14 protein-coding genes are annotated in these 16,504 nt (G+C 71.1%); 11 read left to right on the forward strand and 3 right to left on the reverse strand.

From position 1 onward, the window contains the following. Window positions 1–176 precede the first annotated feature (176 nt). The 7 genes from GIS00_RS08090 to GIS00_RS08120 all read left to right on the forward strand — a co-directional run bounded on the left by GIS00_RS08090 (window position 177) and on the right by GIS00_RS08120 (window position 8,045). Window positions 177–965: an ABC transporter ATP-binding protein gene (locus GIS00_RS08090; RefSeq protein ID WP_154767648.1), complete on the forward strand. Its 789-nt coding sequence runs from the start codon at window positions 177–179 to the stop codon at window positions 963–965. Next, window positions 962–1,684: an ABC transporter ATP-binding protein gene (locus GIS00_RS08095; RefSeq protein WP_322097685.1), complete on the forward strand. Its 723-nt coding sequence runs from the start codon at window positions 962–964 to the stop codon at window positions 1,682–1,684. The genes GIS00_RS08090 and GIS00_RS08095 overlap by 4 nt, the downstream gene beginning before the upstream one ends. Window positions 1,685–1,689: 5 nt before the next feature. After that, a complete protein-coding gene (locus tag GIS00_RS08100) occupies window positions 1,690–2,907 on the forward strand; it encodes an ABC transporter substrate-binding protein (protein WP_154767649.1) in 1,218 nt (405 codons plus the stop codon). A 90-nt stretch (window positions 2,908–2,997) separates the two neighbouring features. Then, window positions 2,998–3,855: a branched-chain amino acid ABC transporter permease gene (locus tag GIS00_RS08105; protein WP_154767650.1), complete on the forward strand. Its 858-nt coding sequence runs from the start codon at window positions 2,998–3,000 to the stop codon at window positions 3,853–3,855. Beyond that, window positions 3,848–4,921, forward strand: coding sequence for a branched-chain amino acid ABC transporter permease (locus GIS00_RS08110; RefSeq protein WP_154767651.1), 1,074 nt, complete (start codon window positions 3,848–3,850; stop codon window positions 4,919–4,921). Before GIS00_RS08105 ends, GIS00_RS08110 begins: the two co-directional genes overlap by 8 nt. Window positions 4,922–4,923: 2 nt before the next feature. Then, the gene (locus GIS00_RS08115; protein WP_154767652.1) at window positions 4,924–6,504 is read left to right on the forward strand and encodes a class I adenylate-forming enzyme family protein; all 1,581 of its coding nucleotides are present in this window, start codon (window positions 4,924–4,926) and stop codon (window positions 6,502–6,504) included. Beyond that, window positions 6,501–8,045 (forward strand): acyl-CoA carboxylase subunit beta, encoded by a 1,545-nt coding sequence (locus GIS00_RS08120; RefSeq protein ID WP_154767653.1) that lies wholly within the window; start codon window positions 6,501–6,503, stop codon window positions 8,043–8,045. The genes GIS00_RS08115 and GIS00_RS08120 overlap by 4 nt, the downstream gene beginning before the upstream one ends. On the opposite strand, the gene GIS00_RS08125 is transcribed toward GIS00_RS08120, so the two are convergent. After that, a complete protein-coding gene (locus GIS00_RS08125) occupies window positions 8,032–8,217 on the reverse strand; it encodes a hypothetical protein (protein WP_154767654.1) in 186 nt (61 codons plus the stop codon). The two genes, GIS00_RS08120 and GIS00_RS08125, sit on opposite strands and share 14 nt — an antisense overlap. 152 nt (window positions 8,218–8,369) lie before the next feature. Here GIS00_RS08125 and GIS00_RS08130 point away from each other — a divergent pair, with 152 nt between their 5' ends. Then, window positions 8,370–9,638: a PQQ-dependent sugar dehydrogenase gene (locus GIS00_RS08130; RefSeq protein ID WP_322097687.1), complete on the forward strand. Its 1,269-nt coding sequence runs from the start codon at window positions 8,370–8,372 to the stop codon at window positions 9,636–9,638. A 58-nt stretch (window positions 9,639–9,696) separates the two neighbouring features. Here the strand turns inward: GIS00_RS08130 and GIS00_RS08135 are convergent, their stop codons facing one another. Continuing rightward, window positions 9,697–12,006: a putative bifunctional diguanylate cyclase/phosphodiesterase gene (locus GIS00_RS08135; protein ID WP_154767655.1), complete on the reverse strand. Its 2,310-nt coding sequence runs from the start codon at window positions 12,004–12,006 to the stop codon at window positions 9,697–9,699. 467 nt (window positions 12,007–12,473) lie between these two features. Here GIS00_RS08135 and GIS00_RS08140 point away from each other — a divergent pair, with 467 nt between their 5' ends. Genes GIS00_RS08140 through GIS00_RS08150 form a run of 3 tightly spaced genes read left to right on the forward strand, consistent with a single transcriptional unit; the run spans window position 12,474 to window position 15,810 of the window. After that, window positions 12,474–13,751, forward strand: a complete 1,278-nt coding sequence (locus GIS00_RS08140; protein WP_322097688.1) for an NAD(P)/FAD-dependent oxidoreductase — start codon at window positions 12,474–12,476, stop codon at window positions 13,749–13,751. Next, window positions 13,748–14,653: a dihydrodipicolinate synthase family protein gene (locus tag GIS00_RS08145; protein WP_154767656.1), complete on the forward strand. Its 906-nt coding sequence runs from the start codon at window positions 13,748–13,750 to the stop codon at window positions 14,651–14,653. The genes GIS00_RS08140 and GIS00_RS08145 overlap by 4 nt, the downstream gene beginning before the upstream one ends. Continuing rightward, window positions 14,650–15,810, forward strand: coding sequence for a proline racemase family protein (locus GIS00_RS08150; RefSeq protein WP_322097689.1), 1,161 nt, complete (start codon window positions 14,650–14,652; stop codon window positions 15,808–15,810). The genes GIS00_RS08145 and GIS00_RS08150 overlap by 4 nt, the downstream gene beginning before the upstream one ends. Here GIS00_RS08150 and GIS00_RS08155 read toward each other — a convergent pair. Beyond that, window positions 15,771–16,502 carry a GntR family transcriptional regulator gene (locus GIS00_RS08155; RefSeq protein ID WP_154767657.1) on the reverse strand — a complete coding sequence of 244 codons (732 nt, stop codon included), beginning with the start codon at window positions 16,500–16,502 and terminating at the stop codon, window positions 15,771–15,773. The two genes, GIS00_RS08150 and GIS00_RS08155, sit on opposite strands and share 40 nt — an antisense overlap. Window positions 16,503–16,504 lie beyond the last annotated feature (2 nt).

The raw sequence follows: 16,504 nt of genomic DNA on the forward strand, positions 1-16,504 counted from the left end.
TAACACGTTCCGTCGCGGTCGGCAATCACACCGCGCAGCGGCTGCTGGCCTGCCTCACAACCCTGCCGACGACAAGGGTCGCGTCCCGTTGTCCCGCCGATAACGTCGTTCCGGACGGCCGGGGACTGCGTGCCGTCACCGGCATCGGCACACGGACGTGACGAGGTGGTGGTCCAGTGGGGCGTTTCGGCGCGGGCGTGCTCGGACGCCGTGACACCGGCGTGCTGCCGGACGGCCCCGCGGTGCTGGCCTGCACCGGGCTGTCCCGGTCCTTCGGCGGTGTGCACGCGCTGCGTGGTGTCGATCTGGAACTGGATCCCGGCCGCACGCTGGCCATCATCGGGCCCAACGGTGCCGGGAAGTCCTCGCTGATCAACGTTCTCACCGGTCTGTACGCACCGAGCAGCGGCACCGTCACACTGGACGGCACCGACCTGCGGCGCACCTCCATGGCCGACCGCACGCGCGCCGGCCTGATGCGGACCTTCCAAGGCAACCGGATCTTCGGCACGCTGACCGTGGGCGCCTGCCTGGCGATCGGGCTGGAGGCACCGCGCGCCCGGGCCGGCCGTCACGACGTCGGTTCCCTGGCGGCGGATTTCGGGCTGGAGGCCCTGCTCGACCGGCCCGTCAAGGATCTCCCGTACGGCATCCAGAAGATCCTGAACCTGGCCATGGTGGCCGCGTCCCGGCCGCGGGTGCTGCTGCTCGACGAACCCTTCGCCGGGGTGCACGCCGACGGGGTGGAGCGGCTGTCCGCGGTCATCGACGACTTCCGGACGGCCGGCGTCGCGGTCGGGGTGGTCGAGCACAACATCGCCGCGCTGATGCGCATCGCCGACGACGTGGTGGTGCTGGATTCCGGCCGCCTCATCTTCCGGGGCACACCGACCGAGGCAGAGGTCAGCCCGGTGGTCCGCGAGGCTTACCTCGGTGCCTCGGCGGCACGGGGCGGTGCGGCGTGAGCAGCCTGACGGTGACCGGCCTGGTGGCCGGGTACGGCGCCGCCGAGGTGCTGCACGGCATCGACCTGGAGGTCGGCGACCGGGAGGCGGTGGCGATCCTCGGGCCGAACGGGGCCGGGAAGTCGACGCTGATGAACGTGCTGTCCGGCATCGTGCGGCCAAGGGCCGGGACATGGCGGCTGGGCGACACCGATGTCACCGGGCTGCCACCGCACCGGCTGGTCCGGGCCGGCATCGTGCACGTGCCGGAGGGCCGGCAGGTGTTCCCGCAGATGACGGTGAAAGAGAACCTGCTGCTCGGCGCGTTCGCCCGGCCGGACCGCGGCGGCAGCCGGCTCGCCGCGGTGCTGGACCTGTTCCCCAGGCTGGCCGAGCGGATCGGACAGGATGCCCAGACGCTGTCCGGTGGCGAGCAGCAGATGCTGGCCATCGGGCGCGGGCTGATGGCCGAGCCGGCGTTGCTGCTGCTCGACGAACCGACCCTTGGGCTGGCCCCGATCCTGGTCGACGAGGTGCTCGCCCGGCTGCGGCAGATCTGCGAGACCTTCGGTGTGTCCGTGCTCGTCGCGGAGCAGAACTCCTACCTGGCCGGTGGTCTGTGCCACCGCTTCTACGTGTTGACCGATGGCTCGGTCACCGGTGTGTCCGCGGATGTGGTCGGCGACGACGCCGCCCTCATGTCGATGTACACCGGCTCCGGTGCCGACCGAAAGGACTGACGCACATGCACCGCCGCTCCCTCTCCCTGATCGGGGTCGCCGCCCTGACGGCCTCATTGCTCGCCGGCTGCGGGTCCTCCGACTCCGGCTCGGGCTCCGGCGGGAACACCGTCCGGATCGGTCAGCTCGCCGAGTTGACCGGTGGGGCAGCCTCGTTCGGTCTGCCGCAGGCCAACGGCATCCAGCTCGCGGTCGACGAGATCAACGCCGCGGGCGGCTTCGACGTGGGCGGCACCAAGCACACGATCGAGCTGGACACCCAGGACAACAAGTCCGATGCCACGGCCGGTGTCACCGCACTGCAGAAGATCCGCAGCGACGGGGCGAAGTACCTGGTCGGGACCGGGTCCAGCGCGGTCCTGGGCGCCTACCTGCCGATCGTCAAGGACGACCAGAACTTCATCTCGCTGGTGGTCGGAGCCGCGCTCGTCGGGGCGACCGACAACGTGTCGATCTACCGCCCGCGGGTCACCCTGACCCAGTACACGGCCGCCACCCTGCAGTACCTGCAGGAGAAGAAACTCACGAAGCTGGCGCTGCTCAGCGACTCCCAGCACGCCGGCTACGTCGCCGAGACCCCCACCTATCTGGCGGGTCTGGAAGCCGCCGGCATCGAGGTGCTGGCCCAGGAGAGCTACAAGCTCGGCGACACCGACTTCGCCGCCCAGCTCACTGCGATGCTGCGCACCGATCCGGAGGTGCTGAGCCTGCGCGGGTACGCGCCGGACACCGCCCGGATCGTCAAGCAGGCCAGGGAACTCGGCTACGACGGACCGATCGTCACCAACGCCGGCCTGTCGAAGACCGAGGTGACCGACGCCCAGGCCGGCGACTCGATGACCGACGTCGTCGACATCGTGGCCCCCACCTCGCTGGACCTGGTGCAGAACGACACCTACAAGGCGGCCGCCGAGGCGTTCAACACCGCCTACGAGGCGAAGTTCAAGGAGGAGCCGGGCTTCACCTCGGCCAGCGCCTACAGCGGGGTCAAGATCCTCGTCGCCGCGATGCAGAAGGCCGGCACCGTCACGGATGTGCCGAAGGTGCGCGAGGCGCTGGACGCTCTCACCCCGGCGGACGTGACCGGGCTGGTCGACTCGGTGAAGCCGAACGCCGAGGGCAAGATCTTCACCAACCATCAGGCCGCGTACGAGATGGTCGTCCGTGCCTACGATCCCGCCGACCAGAACTTCCACGCGGTGAGCTTCGTCGCCGGCACCTGATCCCGACACCCCGTCCGGTGCTCCCGGACGGGGGCGGGCGGTGTCGAAGGGAGCAGTGGAGGTGACGGCGGCGGAAGGAGGTGGGACGCGGTGCAGGAACTGATGAACGGACTGATCCAGGGATCGGTCTTCGCGCTGGCCGCGATCGGTCTGTCGCTGATCTTCGGCGTGGTGCGGGTACCGCACTTCGCCCACGGCGAGTCGGTGATGCTGGGCGGCATGGTGGCGCTGACGGTGGTCACCAGCTGGGGTGGTGCGCTGCTGGTCGGCATCGCGGTCGGTGTGGTCGCGGCCATCGCCTTCGGCTGCCTGATCCAGGTGATCCTCTACCACCCGCTGCGCCGCCGGGACGAGACCAACCTACTCATCTGCGCTCTCGCCGTGGTGCTGATCGTGCCGGCGATCTCCTTCAAGATCTGGGGCGATGCGCCGCGGATCATCCCGGTGGACGGCGACCGGGTGGTGGAGATCCTCGGCGCCCGGGCCACCACGATGAAGCTGGTCATCGTCGGGGTCACCCTGCTGCTGACCCTGGCGCTCATGTGGTTCGTCGGCCGGACCCGCTGGGGCCGGGCGATGAAGGCGATGGCGCTCAACCAGTACGCGGCCCGGCTGATGGGCATCCCGACCCTGCGCTACTCGATCCTGGCCTTCGCCATCGGCTCGGCACTGGCCGGCCTGGGCGGCGCGCTGCTGGGCACCATCCAGCCGGTGCAGGTCGACATGGGCGCGACCCTGGTGCTGAAGTCGTTCATCATCATCATCTTCGCCGGCATGGGGTCGATCGGCGGCGCCTGGGTCGGCGGCGTGCTGCTCGGCCTGGTCGAGGCGTTCGGCGGCAGCTTCCTGTCCTCGGCCTGGATCGACACCTACTCGTTCGTCTTCCTGCTGGCGGTGCTGCTGGTGCGGCCACAGGGACTGTTCACCCTGGCGAGGGCCCGTGACTGAGACCCGCACCCGCCCCGGCACTTCCGCACCGGCCAGGCCCCGCCCGGGCCTGCCGCGCCGGCTGCTGTTGCTCGTCCCGTGGATCCTGCTGGTGGTCGTCGGGGTCGGCCTGTCCACCGGCAACGCCTACCTGGTGACCGTCGGCATCGTGACCTCGATCTGGTCGATCCTGGCGCTGGGCCTGAACCTGCTGATGGGCTACACCGGGTTGATCAACCTGGGCCTCGGCGCCTTCTACGCGCTGGGTGCCTACGGTGCGGCGATCGCCACGATCCGCTGGGGCTGGCCGCCGTGGCTGGCGCTGATCGTCATGCCGATCGCCGGCGCTCTGCTCGGTGCGCTGCTCGGGCCCGCGCTGCTGCGGACCCGGGGCCTGCACTTCGCCGTCGCCACCCTGGGTCTGGGCATCATCGTCAGCGACGTGACCGAGAACTGGGTCGGCGTCACCGGTGGCCCGCTCGGTATCGCGGGCATCGAACGGCCGGCCGGCTTCTCGCTCGGCGGCTTCCGGTTCGACCCGACGCAGGACAGCCAGTTCCTGCTGATGATGGTGGTCCTGCTGGTGCTGGTCGCCCTCGGTGCCCTGGCCTTCCATCGCTCGTCGGTGGCCCGGGTGCTGATCGCCGCGCGCGACGACGAGATGCTCGCGGCCTCCCTGGGTTTCCGCGCGCTGGGCTACCGGGTGCTGGCCTTCGCCGCCAGTGCGGGGGTGGCCGCGTTCGCCGGTGTGCTGTACGCCTGGTTCATCCGGTACGTGTCGCCGCCGCCGTTCACCTTCTTCGCGCTGTCCTTCCAGGTCGTGGTGCTGGTCGTGGTCGGCGGTGCCGGATCGCTGTGGGGACCGATCGTCGGCGCTGCGTTCCTGACCGGCATCCCCGAGCTGATCGAACTCGAGGCGCACGACAAGGTCATCGCCTACGGCCTGGTCCTGCTGGCCGTCATCGTCCTGCTGCCGAAGGGCATCGTGCCGACCGTGCACGGCTGGTGGCGGGCCTGGATGCGCTCGCGAACATCCAGGAGCGATGACACCACAGCCACCGCAACAACTCCCGAGGAGATGGTCTGACCGTGCTGGTCGGGGACTTCATCAGGCTCAACGCGCTCGCCCGGGGTGGTGACGAGGCACTGTCCACCCCGGACCGCGCCTGGTCCTACGCCGAGCTCAACGACGACATCAACAGGGTGGCAGCGGGCCTGCTGGCCCGGGGGATCGGTCGGGGCGATCGCGTCGCCGCACTCGCCCGCAACCGGGCCGAGTACATCCTGCTGTACTACGCGACCGCGAAGGTCGGCGCGCTGCTGGTGCCGCTGAACTACTGGCACCGGGAGACGGAACACCGGTACACCCTGGGCGACTCGACACCCTCACTGCTGTTCGTGGCGAACGAGTTCCGCCCCGTGGTCGCCGCGATCCTGGACGACACCGGACTGCCGACCGTGGCGTTCCCGGAGCCGGACGACGACGCGGCCTGGACGGAGTTCCTCGCGCCGGCACCGGCCGGGCCGGGTGTGCCGGAGCCGGACGCCGAGGTGCAGGAGTCCGACCCGCACATGATCCTGTACACCTCCGGTACCACCGGCCGCCCGAAGGGCGCGCTGCTGTCCCACCGGCGCACCGCGGACGACGCGATGGCGATGGTGGCCGCGCTCGGGATCCGCCCGTCGGACGCCTTCCTCAACTTCTTCCCGCCGTTCCACGTCGGGAACTGGGACCACATGAAGCTCTACCACCTGGCCGGGGCCCGGATGGTGCTGATCCCGGCCTTCGACGCCGGCGACGTGCTGCGGACCATCGAGGAGAAGCGGATCACCGTGCTGCTGGCCGTGCCCGCGATGTGGCACGACCTGTTGGGGCACAGCACGTTCGCGACGACCGACAGGTCCTCTGTCCGGGTGCTCTACTACGGTGCCTACGACCCGAGCGGCCTGATGATGCGGGTGGCGGAGGAGTTCGGGGCGCAGGAGGGCCGGGTGCTGATGTACCACACGTACGGGCTGACCGAGGCCGGTCCGTTCGTCGCCATCTGCCACCCGCACGAGCTGTTCGACCATTTCGGGTCCATCGGCCGTGCCATGCCCGGTGTGGAGATCGCGCTGCTGGGGCCCGATCTGGCTCCGGTGCCGGCCGGGTCCGCGGGCGAGATCTGCATCCGGGGACCGCACATGACCGGCTACTGGAACAAGCCGGAGGAGTCCGCCGCGGCGCTGGCCGGCGGCTGGCTGCACACCGGCGACGTCGCGGTGGCCGACCCCGACGGGTACCTGCGGATCGTCGACCGGCTGAAGGACACGATCAGGTCCGGCGGGCACAACGTGTACTCGAAGGAGGTCGAGAACGTCCTGCTGCTGCACGAGTCCGTGGAGGACTGCGCGGTGATCGGCGTCCCCGACGACAAGTACGAGGAGAAGGTCGTCGCCGTGGTGGTGCTGCGCGCCGGGTTCGACGGCGGCGACTCGCAGGCCCGCGCACTGCAGGACTACGTCCGCCGGGAGGCGGCCGGGTACAACGTGCCGAAGGAGATCCACTTCACGGAGCGACTGCCGAAGAGCAGCGTCGGGAAGACCCTGAAGCACGAGCTGCGCAGCACCTTCGGGTCGGTCTTCCCACCGTCGACCGGATCCGACCGGGCCGCCGCCGGCGCACCGTGACCGACCTGGAGGACGTCCGGCGCGCCCACGAGGCGGTGCTCGACGCGGCCCGCCCGCACGCCGTGGCCCGCCAGCACGCGCTGGGCAAACTGACCGCCCGCGAGCGGATCTCGCTGCTGCTGGACGAGGGCAGCGAGGTCGAGGTCGGTGCGTTGGTGACGCCGGAGGACCGGCCGGACGGCACCATCCTGGACGCACCGGGCGACGGCGTGGTGGCCGCCACCGGCTTGGTGGACGGCCGTCCGGTGACCGTCTACGCCACCGACTTCTCGGTGCACGGCGGCAGTCTCGGTGATGTCGGGATGCGCAAGATCCAGGCGATGGCCGACATCTCGCTGCGCCGCGGCATCCCGCTGATCATGCTGGTGGACGGCGGCGGGCACCGGATCCAGGAGATCGACGCCCGGCCGTACGCCTTCGGGAACGACACCGGGCCGTTCCTGCGGCAGGCCCGGCTGTCCGGGTGGGCCCCGCAGGTGGCGGCGATCATGGGCCCGGCCTTCGCCGGCGCCGCGCTGTTCGCCTCCTTCGCCGACTTCGTCCCGATGGTGCACGGCACCTCGTCGATGGGGATCGCCGGCCCGAAGCTGGTCCGGGCCGGCACCGGTGAGGACATCGGTGTGCAGGACCTCGGCGGCGCCGACGTGCAGACCGGCTACGGTGCTGCCGATCTCGAGGTGCCGGACGACGCATCGTGCATCGTCGCGGTCAAACGGTTCCTGAGCTTCCTGCCGTCGAACAGCCGCAGCGACGTGCCGGTGCTGCCGGAGACCGATCCCGCCGACCGCCGGGCCCCGGAGCTGCGCGACGTGGTGCCCGCCGACCGCAGCCTGCCCTACGACGTGCGGGACGTGATCGGCCCGGTGGTCGACCACGGGCAGTTCCTCGAGCTGGGGGAGGCGTACGCGCCGAACCTGGTGACCGGGTTCGCCCGTATGGCCGGTCATCCGGTCGGGGTGATCGGCAACCAGCCGTCGCACATGGCCGGGATCATCGACGCCCCGGCGGCGGAGAAGGCGGCCCGGTTCGTCGAACTGTGCAACGCCTTCGGCCTGCCGCTGCTGTCCTTCATCGACGTGCCCGGGGTGCTGATCGGATCGGTGGCCGAGGAGCAGAAGCTGCTGCGGCATGCGGCCAAACCGCTGATGGCCCTCGCACATGCCACGGTGCCGGTGTTCACCGTGACCCTGCGCAAGGCGTTCGGCGCCGGCTTCATCGCCATGGGCGGTGGCCGGACCAATGTCGACGGTGCGTTGATCTGGCCGACCGCGGTGATGGCGCCGATGGGGATCGAGGGAGCGGTCGACGTGATCTTCGGCCGGGAGGTGGCCGGCGCGGCCGACCCGGCCGCGCGGCGGGCGGAGATGATCGACGGCTTCTACGCCCGGTCCACGCCGCTGCGGGCGGCGTCCGGGTTCGGCGTCGACGACGTGGTGGATCCTGCCGACACCCGATCGATCCTCATCCGGATGCTCCGGGTGCACAGCGGGCGGCGGCAGGACCTGTCACCGCCGAAGCTGCACTGGATCAGTCCCACCTGACGGTGCTCCGCCACCGCGGACCGGCCTGTTCCGGGTCCACCCGTAGCGCCGGGTCCGGGTCGATCCAGCTGCCGGTGCCCACCGAGGTCCGGGCGCCGATCCGGGCGACCACCAGCGCCAGCCGCACCGCGGCCAGGTCGTCGTCCGGGAGCGGTTCCGGGTGCACTGCCATGCAGCGAGTGTGCGCGGTCGGTTCGCGGCCGGCGCGGACGGCGCCGGACAGCATTGGAACTCTCCACCACGTCGGCTGACGACGACCCGACGGATCGATGGGCATGATCGAAGGGGGAGGCCGGCGACCGCGCGGGCCGGACAGGAGTCACCGTGATCCGCCGCTTGCGCTCGCTGACCGCCGCCGCTGCCCTGGGCACTGTGCTCGCCGGGTGTTCGTCGGCGGAGCCGGATGCCGGGCCGACGGGCAGTTCTGCGCCGGCGAGCAGCACGGCGACGACGGCGCCCCCGGTGACCAGTTCCTCTTCGATCCGCACCTTTTCGCCCGGGACCTCCTCGACCGTGACCTCGGCGACCGACAGCCCGTCGACCGGCAGCTCACCGGCCCCGACCGACGGGGCGACGAGCAGTGCACCGTCGACGGCCGGGACGGACTCCGCAGTCACCGGGCAGGTGACCGCATCCGGTACCCCGCGGGACATCGCGACCGGGCTGGACACGCCGTGGTCGGTGGTGTTCGTGGCGGACACCCCGGTGGTGAGCGAGCGGAACACCGGACGGATCGTGGAGATCGGCACCGACGGCGCGGCCCGCGAGATCGGGGTGGTGCAGGGGATCGACCAGGGCGGCGAGGGCGGTCTGCTGGGCCTGGCCGCCGAGGGGCGCAGCCTGTTCGTGTACTCGACCGGCGACGACGGCAACCGCATCCAGCGGTACGACCTCACCGGCGACCCGGGCTCGTTCGCGATGGGGGATCCGACGACGGTCATCGACGGGCTGCCGTCGGCGTCCACGCACAACGGCGGCCGGATCGCGATCGGACCGGACGGACTGCTGTACGCGGGGACGGGCGACGCGGGGGAGCGCGAGTCCGCCCAGGACGTCGCGTATCTCGGCGGCAAGATCCTCCGGCTGAACACCGACGGCACGATCCCGGCCGACAACCCGTTCCCCGGCTCGCCGGTGTACTCGCTCGGCCACCGCAACGTGCAGGGCCTGGCATGGACCGCCGACGGGACGATGTGGGCGAGCGAGTTCGGCCAGGACACCTGGGACGAGCTGAACCGGATCGAACCGGGTGCCAACTACGGCTGGCCGGTGGTCGAGGGCATCGGCGGCGACGCGCAGTACGTCGATCCGGTGCAGCAGTGGAACCCGGACGACGCCAGCCCGAGCGGGATGGCCGCGGTCGGCGACACCTTGTTCGTGGCCAATCTCAAGGGCGAACGGCTGCGGTTGGTACAGGCGGCCGACCCCGGTGCCGGCACCGACCTGTTCACCGGGGAGTACGGCCGGCTGCGCGGCATCACCGCAGCACCCGACGGCACGCTGTGGTTCACCACCAGCAACACCGACGGTCGCGGTGACCCGCGGGACGGCGACGACCGCATCCTGGCGGTCGATCTGGTGCCGGCCGGCTGACGGTCGGCGACCGGGTCCGGTTGCCCGGCGGGCGGTCTGCCGTGCCGCCGGTTCGGAATCAGACCTGGGCGAACTGGGCGAACTCGCGGGGGCGCAGGAACTCGGTCTCGATCCTGGCCTTCTCCGGCCGGACGGGACGGGACCACAGGAAGCCCTGGCCGACCGTGCAGCCGGTGGCCAGCAGCCGCTCCCGCTCGGCCTCGGTCTCCACGCCCTCGGCGACGACCTCGAGTTTCAGCACCCGGCCGAGGGCGACGATCGCCTCGATGATCCCGGGGCCTGAGTCCTGGCTGCCGAGATCGGTGACGAACTGCCGGTCGATCTTGAGCACATCGACCGGGAGTTCGCGCAGCTGGGCCAGAGACGAGTAACCGGTGCCGAAGTCGTCGATCGCCACCTTGATGCCCTTGCCGCGCAGGTACTTCAGCGACTGCTTGGCCACCGGCGAGTCGTAGACGAAACTGGTCTCGCTCACCTCCAGCCCGAGAGACTTCGCGGGGAAACCGGTATCGACCAGCACGGAGTCGACCAGGTCCGGGAAGGACGGATCCCGCAACTGCCGCGGCGAGACGTTGATCCAGAGCGTGACGTCACGCCAGTGGCTCGCGGCCGACCGCCAGAGCATCATCTGCGTACAGGCGCGCCGGAGCGCGAGCTCACCCAGCGCGAAGATCTGACCGCTCTCCTCGGCGGTCGGGATGAACCGGCCGGGCGGTACCTCCGGACGTCCCGGCGTGCGCCACCGCATCAGCGCTTCGAGTGCGATCACCCGCCCCGTCCGGATCTCGACGATCGGCTGGTAGTCACAGGTGAGATCGCCGTTCTCGAGCGCCTTGTCGAGCTCACCCTCCATGCTCAGCCGCCCAGCGGCCTGCTCCCTGAGGTCGTCGCTGAACGCGGCGACCGAGTTCCGGCCGGACCGCTTCGCGGCGTACATGGCCAGATCGGCATCGCCCACCAGATCCGCCGCCCGGCCGTCCGAGCCCGGGGCGTGCATCGCGACGCCGACACTCACGGACAGCGAGATGGTGCGTCCGGCATGGGTGATCGGCTGCCGCAACGCCGTGACGATCCGCTGGCCGCGCCGGTCGGCCTCGGCCCGGTCCACCACCCCGGGACAGACCACCAGGAACTCGTCGCCGCCGAAGCGGGCGACCGTCTCCGCAGGGTCGGCGATCGCCACCAACCGCGCGGCGACGGCCTCCAGGAACTGGTCGCCGACCGCGTGGCCGAAGGTGTCGTTGATGAACTTGAACTGATCGAGATCGACGAACAGCAACGCCATGCCCGGATCCCGCTGGTCGATGCTCTGCTGCAACAGGTTGAGCACGGCGGCCCGGTTCATCAGGCCGGTCAGGTTGTCGTAGGTCGCCGCGTCCCGCAGTGCCGCCAGGTCGGCGGCCCGGGTCATCGCCACCTCGGCCAGGTTGACCCAGCGCCGCATCTGGACGAGGTCCTCGGCGGTCGGGGCCCGGGTGTCCCGGTAGTACTGGGCGAACGTGCCGAGCACGATGCCGGCACTGCTGATGATCGGGATGGACCAGCAGGCGCCCAGGCCGTGTTCCAGGGCCACGACCTTCCACTTGGACCAGAGCGGGTCGGTGGCGATGTCGGTGACGATCACCGTGTCCCGGCGGTGCACGGCGGTGCCGCACGAACCGACCTCCGGTCCGACGTGGATGCCGTCGATCGCCTGGTTGTAGGCAGCGGGCAGACGGGGGCCGGCACCGAACCGGAGCTGGTCCCCGTCGAGGATCTGGATCGAGCACAGGGTGGCCGGGAAGGCTGCCTCGACAGCCTTCGCCAAGGTGTCCAGGATGGTCAGCAGGTCCACGCCACGGACGATCAGGTCGAGCACGGCGGTCGATGCGTTGAGGACGGCATCTCGGTCCAGCAGTGCCAGCCGGCTCCGGCGCAGCTCCAGCAGCGACACCGCCATCATCCCCAGCTGACCGAGCCGGTCCATCTGCTCCGCAGTGGGCTCCCGGGGCTGCTCGTCCCAGGCGCACAGGGCGCCCAGCGCCTCCCCGCGCGAGGTGATCAGCGGGACACCGGCATAGAAACGCACACCACCCGGAACGCCGACCCGCGGGTGCCCGGCCAGCGACGGGTCGGCCTCGGCGTCGCTGATCACCAGTGCCTGGCCGCCGGACGCGACCTTGTCGCAGAGCGTCTCCGAGTTGTCGTGGCTGATCCCGGACCGGGGGATCGCTGCCTTCAACCACACCCGGTCCGGGGTGACCAGGCTCAGCTCGGCGTGCGATGTGCCGAACAAGGCGACCACCATCTCGACCAGCGCCTCGAACTCGGGCTCCGGCGGGGTGTCGAGGATCTGGAACTCGTCCAGCACGTGAGCAGCATGGGTCATCGGATCTCCACTCCCCTCACGCAGAAGGGATCAACGGTCCGTCACCGGTCGGCAGCACTGCGCCACTGCGCCGACGCCCCGATCTTCCCCTTGTTCCACAGCGATGGGAAAGAAAAGGGGCCCGACTCGGTCGCTCCGGCGGAACGTTCACGCCACAGCATTCCGGGCCGCGGCGGGCTGGACTGGCGCCGTCACACCGATGGCCGCAGTCGCGCGCGCTCCTGGCATGACAGCAGTAGTGCGGACATCGGCCGGTGGCCGTGGTGGTGTGCACCTGCCCCGGCTCGGTGGTGGTGGGCACTGGTGGTGTACCGCGCCGCGCGCCAGCACTTGCCCCGGCGGCGAGTGTCTGACAATCTGACAGTCTGGCCCGGACGCGTCGGTCGCGGCCGGATGTAGTCCAGTTGCCGTCGTCGTTGTGTCCGTTCCCGGTCGGCCGAAGACCGGAGATCCGTGAGGTCCCGCGAGTGCACATAGTTGTCGTCGGCGGCGGTGTCATCGGTCTGACGACCGCCTACCACCTCGCCCGGGAGGGTGAGCAGGTCACCGTGCTCGATGCTCGTGCCGCCGGCCGAGGTGCGAGCGAGGTCAATGCAGGATGGGTGGTCCCGGCGGAGGCCACCCCGGTCCCCGGTCCCGGCATGGTGCTGCAGTCGATGAAATGGATGCTGCACCGCGACAGCCCGTTGTACATCCGGCCCTCGCTGCACCCGTCGTTCCTGCGGTTCATGACCGGGATGTGGCGGCACTCCAACGCCCGGGACCAGCGGGCCGGCTTCGAGGGGCACCTGCGGCTGGCGCAGGCCACCGTCGAGGTCTTCGACGAGTACCGCGCGGACGGCATGGACTTCGAGATGCACAACGCCGGTCTGCTGATGGCCTTCACCGACCCGGCCAACCTCCACCACCACCTGGACAACCTGGACCTGGTGCGGCGGTACGGGCTGGATCCGCAGGTGCTGATGGACGACGACGTCCGGGGGTACGAACCGCACCTGTCCGACGCGGTCCGCGGCGGCATCCGGTTCCCGCTGGAGCGTCACGTCGACCCGGAGGCGTTGGTCCGGGCGCTCGCCGGTCGACTGGCCACCATGGGTGCCCGGGTCGTCGAGCACGCCAAGGTCGACGGCGTCGTGCGCGACGGCCACCGGATCACCGCGGTGCGCAGCGGCGACCGGCGGTTCCCCGCGGACCGGTTCGTGCTGGCCGCCGGCGCCTGGACCGGGCCGGTGTCCCGGCTGTTCGGCGCCCCGCTGCCGATCCGCCCGGGCAAGGGCTACAGCGTCGACCTGGCGCCGTTCGGGCTGCGCGGGCCGGTCAACCTCTCCGACTCGAAGGTGGCGGTGACGCCGTTGGACGACCGGCTGCGGCTGGCCGGGACGATGGAGTTCGGTGGCCTCGACGAGAGGGTCAACCAGGTGCGGGTCGACGCGATCCTGCGGGCGCCCGGTCGGTACTTCCGGGACTGGTCACCGCCGTCGGAAACCCCGGTGGCCCGGGCCGGCTGCCGGCCGATGACCCCGGACGGCCTGCCGGTGATCGGCAGGCTGCCGGGCACCGGCAACGCCTTCGTGAGCAGCGGTCACGGCATGCTCGGGGTCACCCTTGCTCCCGGCACCGCGCTCGCCCTCGCCGACCTGGTCCTCCACGACATCACACCCGAGCAACTGCAACCGTTCTCGCCGACCCGCTTCCGGCGGGGCGGCCGCACCCCGACGAACCGGCTCCGGAAGGAACCCGCATGACCGCTCCCGCCCTCAGAGGCATCCTGGCCGCCGTGACCACCCCGTTCACCGCGGACGGCAGCGCCGTCGACGAACCGGTGATCCGGTCCCAGGTGGACCGGCTGGTCGCCGCCGGCATCCACGGCCTGGTGCCGACCGGCACCACCGGGGAGTTCACCGCGCTGACCCCGGTCGAGTACCGCCGGGTGATCGAGCTCTACGTACAGGCAGCTGCCGGCCGGGTACCGGTGGTGGCCGGGGTCGGTGCGCTGACCACCGCCGACGCCGTCGCGCTGGCCGTCGATCTCGAGGCGCTCGGTGCGGACGCACTGATGGTCGTGCCGCCGTTCTACGACCCGCTCGACCTGCCGGCGGTCACCGCCTTCCTCACCGCGGTGTCGGCCGCCGTCTCCCTGCCGATCGTCTACTACAACGTGCCGGGCGCGACCGGGGTGCGACTGACCGCCGCGGAACTGGCCGGTCTCGGCGCGATCGAGCGGGTGGACTATCTGAAGGACACCTCCGGTGACGCGGTCGCGCTGGCCGACCTGCTTGCCTCTCGCGGGCCGGACATCAAGGCGTTCAACGGCTGGGACACGTTGACCTTCATCGGGATCGCGAGCGGCGCGGAGGCGTCGGTCTGGGGCGCGGCAGGCCTGGTGCCGGACCTGGCAGTGGAACTCTGGGAGACCCTGGCCGAGAAGGGCGATCTCGCCCGGGCACGGGAGCTGTGGCGGCCGCTCTGGGCGATCAGCGACTTCCTGGAGTCCGTGAACTACGTCGCCGGGATCAAGGCCGGGTTGGAGCTCATCGGGCACCCGGCCGGTCCGCCACGGCTGCCCGTCCGGCCGCTCGACGGAGCGCAGCGGACCCGGCTGGCCGGACTGCTCGCCGCCGCCGGCGTGCCCGTGGTGGGGGCGTGACGGTCGGCGGAACGGCGGCCGGGGCCACGACCGCAACGGCCGGAGGTACAACCGCCGGGGAGGTGGCCCTCGCCGGGCGCTCCTTCGACGCGATCGAGGTGCACGCCGAGGGTGAGCCGGGCCGGATCCTCACCACCGTCGCGGATCTCGTGCGGGGCGACACGATGGCGGAGCGGCTCGCCTGGTGCCGGGAGCACCTCGACCCGCTGCGCCTGCTCATGCTGCACGAGCCGCGGGGCTACCCCGGGCTGTGTGCCGTCCTGCTGCTGCCGCCGGTCCGTCCGGGGTCGCACTTCGGCATCGTGGTGGTGGAACAGGGCGGCTTCACCCCGATGTCCGGGAGCAACACGATCTGCACCGTGACCGCCGTGCTCGAGCGCGGCCTGGTCCCGGTACCGTCCGGCCCGGTCGGTGCCGACGGCGTCACCACGACCGACGTGGTGATCGACACGGCGGTCGGCACCGTCACGGCACGCGCCCGGACCCTCGGCGCGAAGGTGCTGTCGGTGACGGTGGTGAACGTGCCCGCGTTCGTCGTCGGACTCGATCTCCCGCTGGAGGTGCCGGAGTTCGGCACCGTGCCGGTCGATGTCGTCTTCGGCGGGCAGTTCTTCGTGCAGACCGACGTCCGGAACCTCGGACTGGCACTCGACCCCGATCACGGGCGGCAGCTCGCCCGCGCCGGCGCGATGCTGAAACTGGCGGCGCTGGAACAGTTCCCGGTGTCACATCCGGAGTCGCCGGGAGCAGGGACGATCAATCTGGTCATGCTGCACACCGGTGACCGCACGCCGGGCGTGCCCGACCGCAACACCGTGGTGCTGGACAACGGGCCGTTGCGCCGGGACGACCCGTCGACCTGGACCGGGGCGTTGGACCGCTCCCCGTGCGGCACCGGGACCTGTGGCCGGATGGCCGCGCTGCACGCCCGCGGCCGGCTCGCGGTCGGCGAGGAGTTCGTCCACCACAGCATCATCGGCAGCCGGTTCACCGGCCGCCTGACCGGAACCACCACGGTGGGCGACCGCCCCGCGGTGCTGCCGACGATCACCGGACGAGGGTGGGTCACCGGCCGGTCCACCTGGGAACTCGACCCGACCGACCTGTTCCCGACGGGCTACACCGTCGGCGACCTCTGGGCCCCGGCAGGCAGCTGACCCGCCACGGCCCGCCGTTCCAGGATCGAGATGAGATCCGATGCGCTGCCCAGCGTGTGGATCCGCAACGCATCGGCCACCCGGGCCTCGTCGCGGGCCAGGATCGCCGACACCATGTCGTGGTGCACGTCGTGCGCGCGCCGCGCATCGCCACGGGTCGCCTGGTCGTAGGCCAACATGATGGTGATGTGCGCCTCGGTCACCGGCCACAGCCGGATCAGCATCGAGTTCTCCGAGGCCGCCCAGATCTCCCGGTGGAACGCGATGTGCGCCTCGTGCGCGGCCACCGGGTCCGCATCCACCGGCAGCCGGTCGTACGCCTTCCAGGCCTGCCGCACCCGGTCGAGCCGCCGGCCGGTCGGATCGTCCAGGATCTCCTGCACCGCAAGGGTGTCCAGCGCGACCCTGGTCGTGGCGGTGTCGGCGACCGCCTTCACATCGAGATCGGCGACGCGCAACCCCCGGTAGGGCTCCTGGACCAGCAGGCCCTCCTGGGCCAGCTGGGCGACCGCCTCCCGCATGGTCGGTCGGCTGACGTTGAGCGACGCGGCGAGCCCGTTCTCGGTCAGCTTCTCGCCGGGCTGCAAGGTGCCGAGGACGATCGCCCGCCGGATGGTGCTGATCGCCCCGTCCCGCCGGGACACCGACGCCACCGGATCCAGGCCGCCGGTGCCGCTGTCGGCTGCGGACATGC

This window comes from Nakamurella alba (assembly GCF_009707545.1).
GTDB lineage: Bacteria > Actinomycetota > Actinomycetes > Mycobacteriales > Nakamurellaceae > Nakamurella > Nakamurella alba.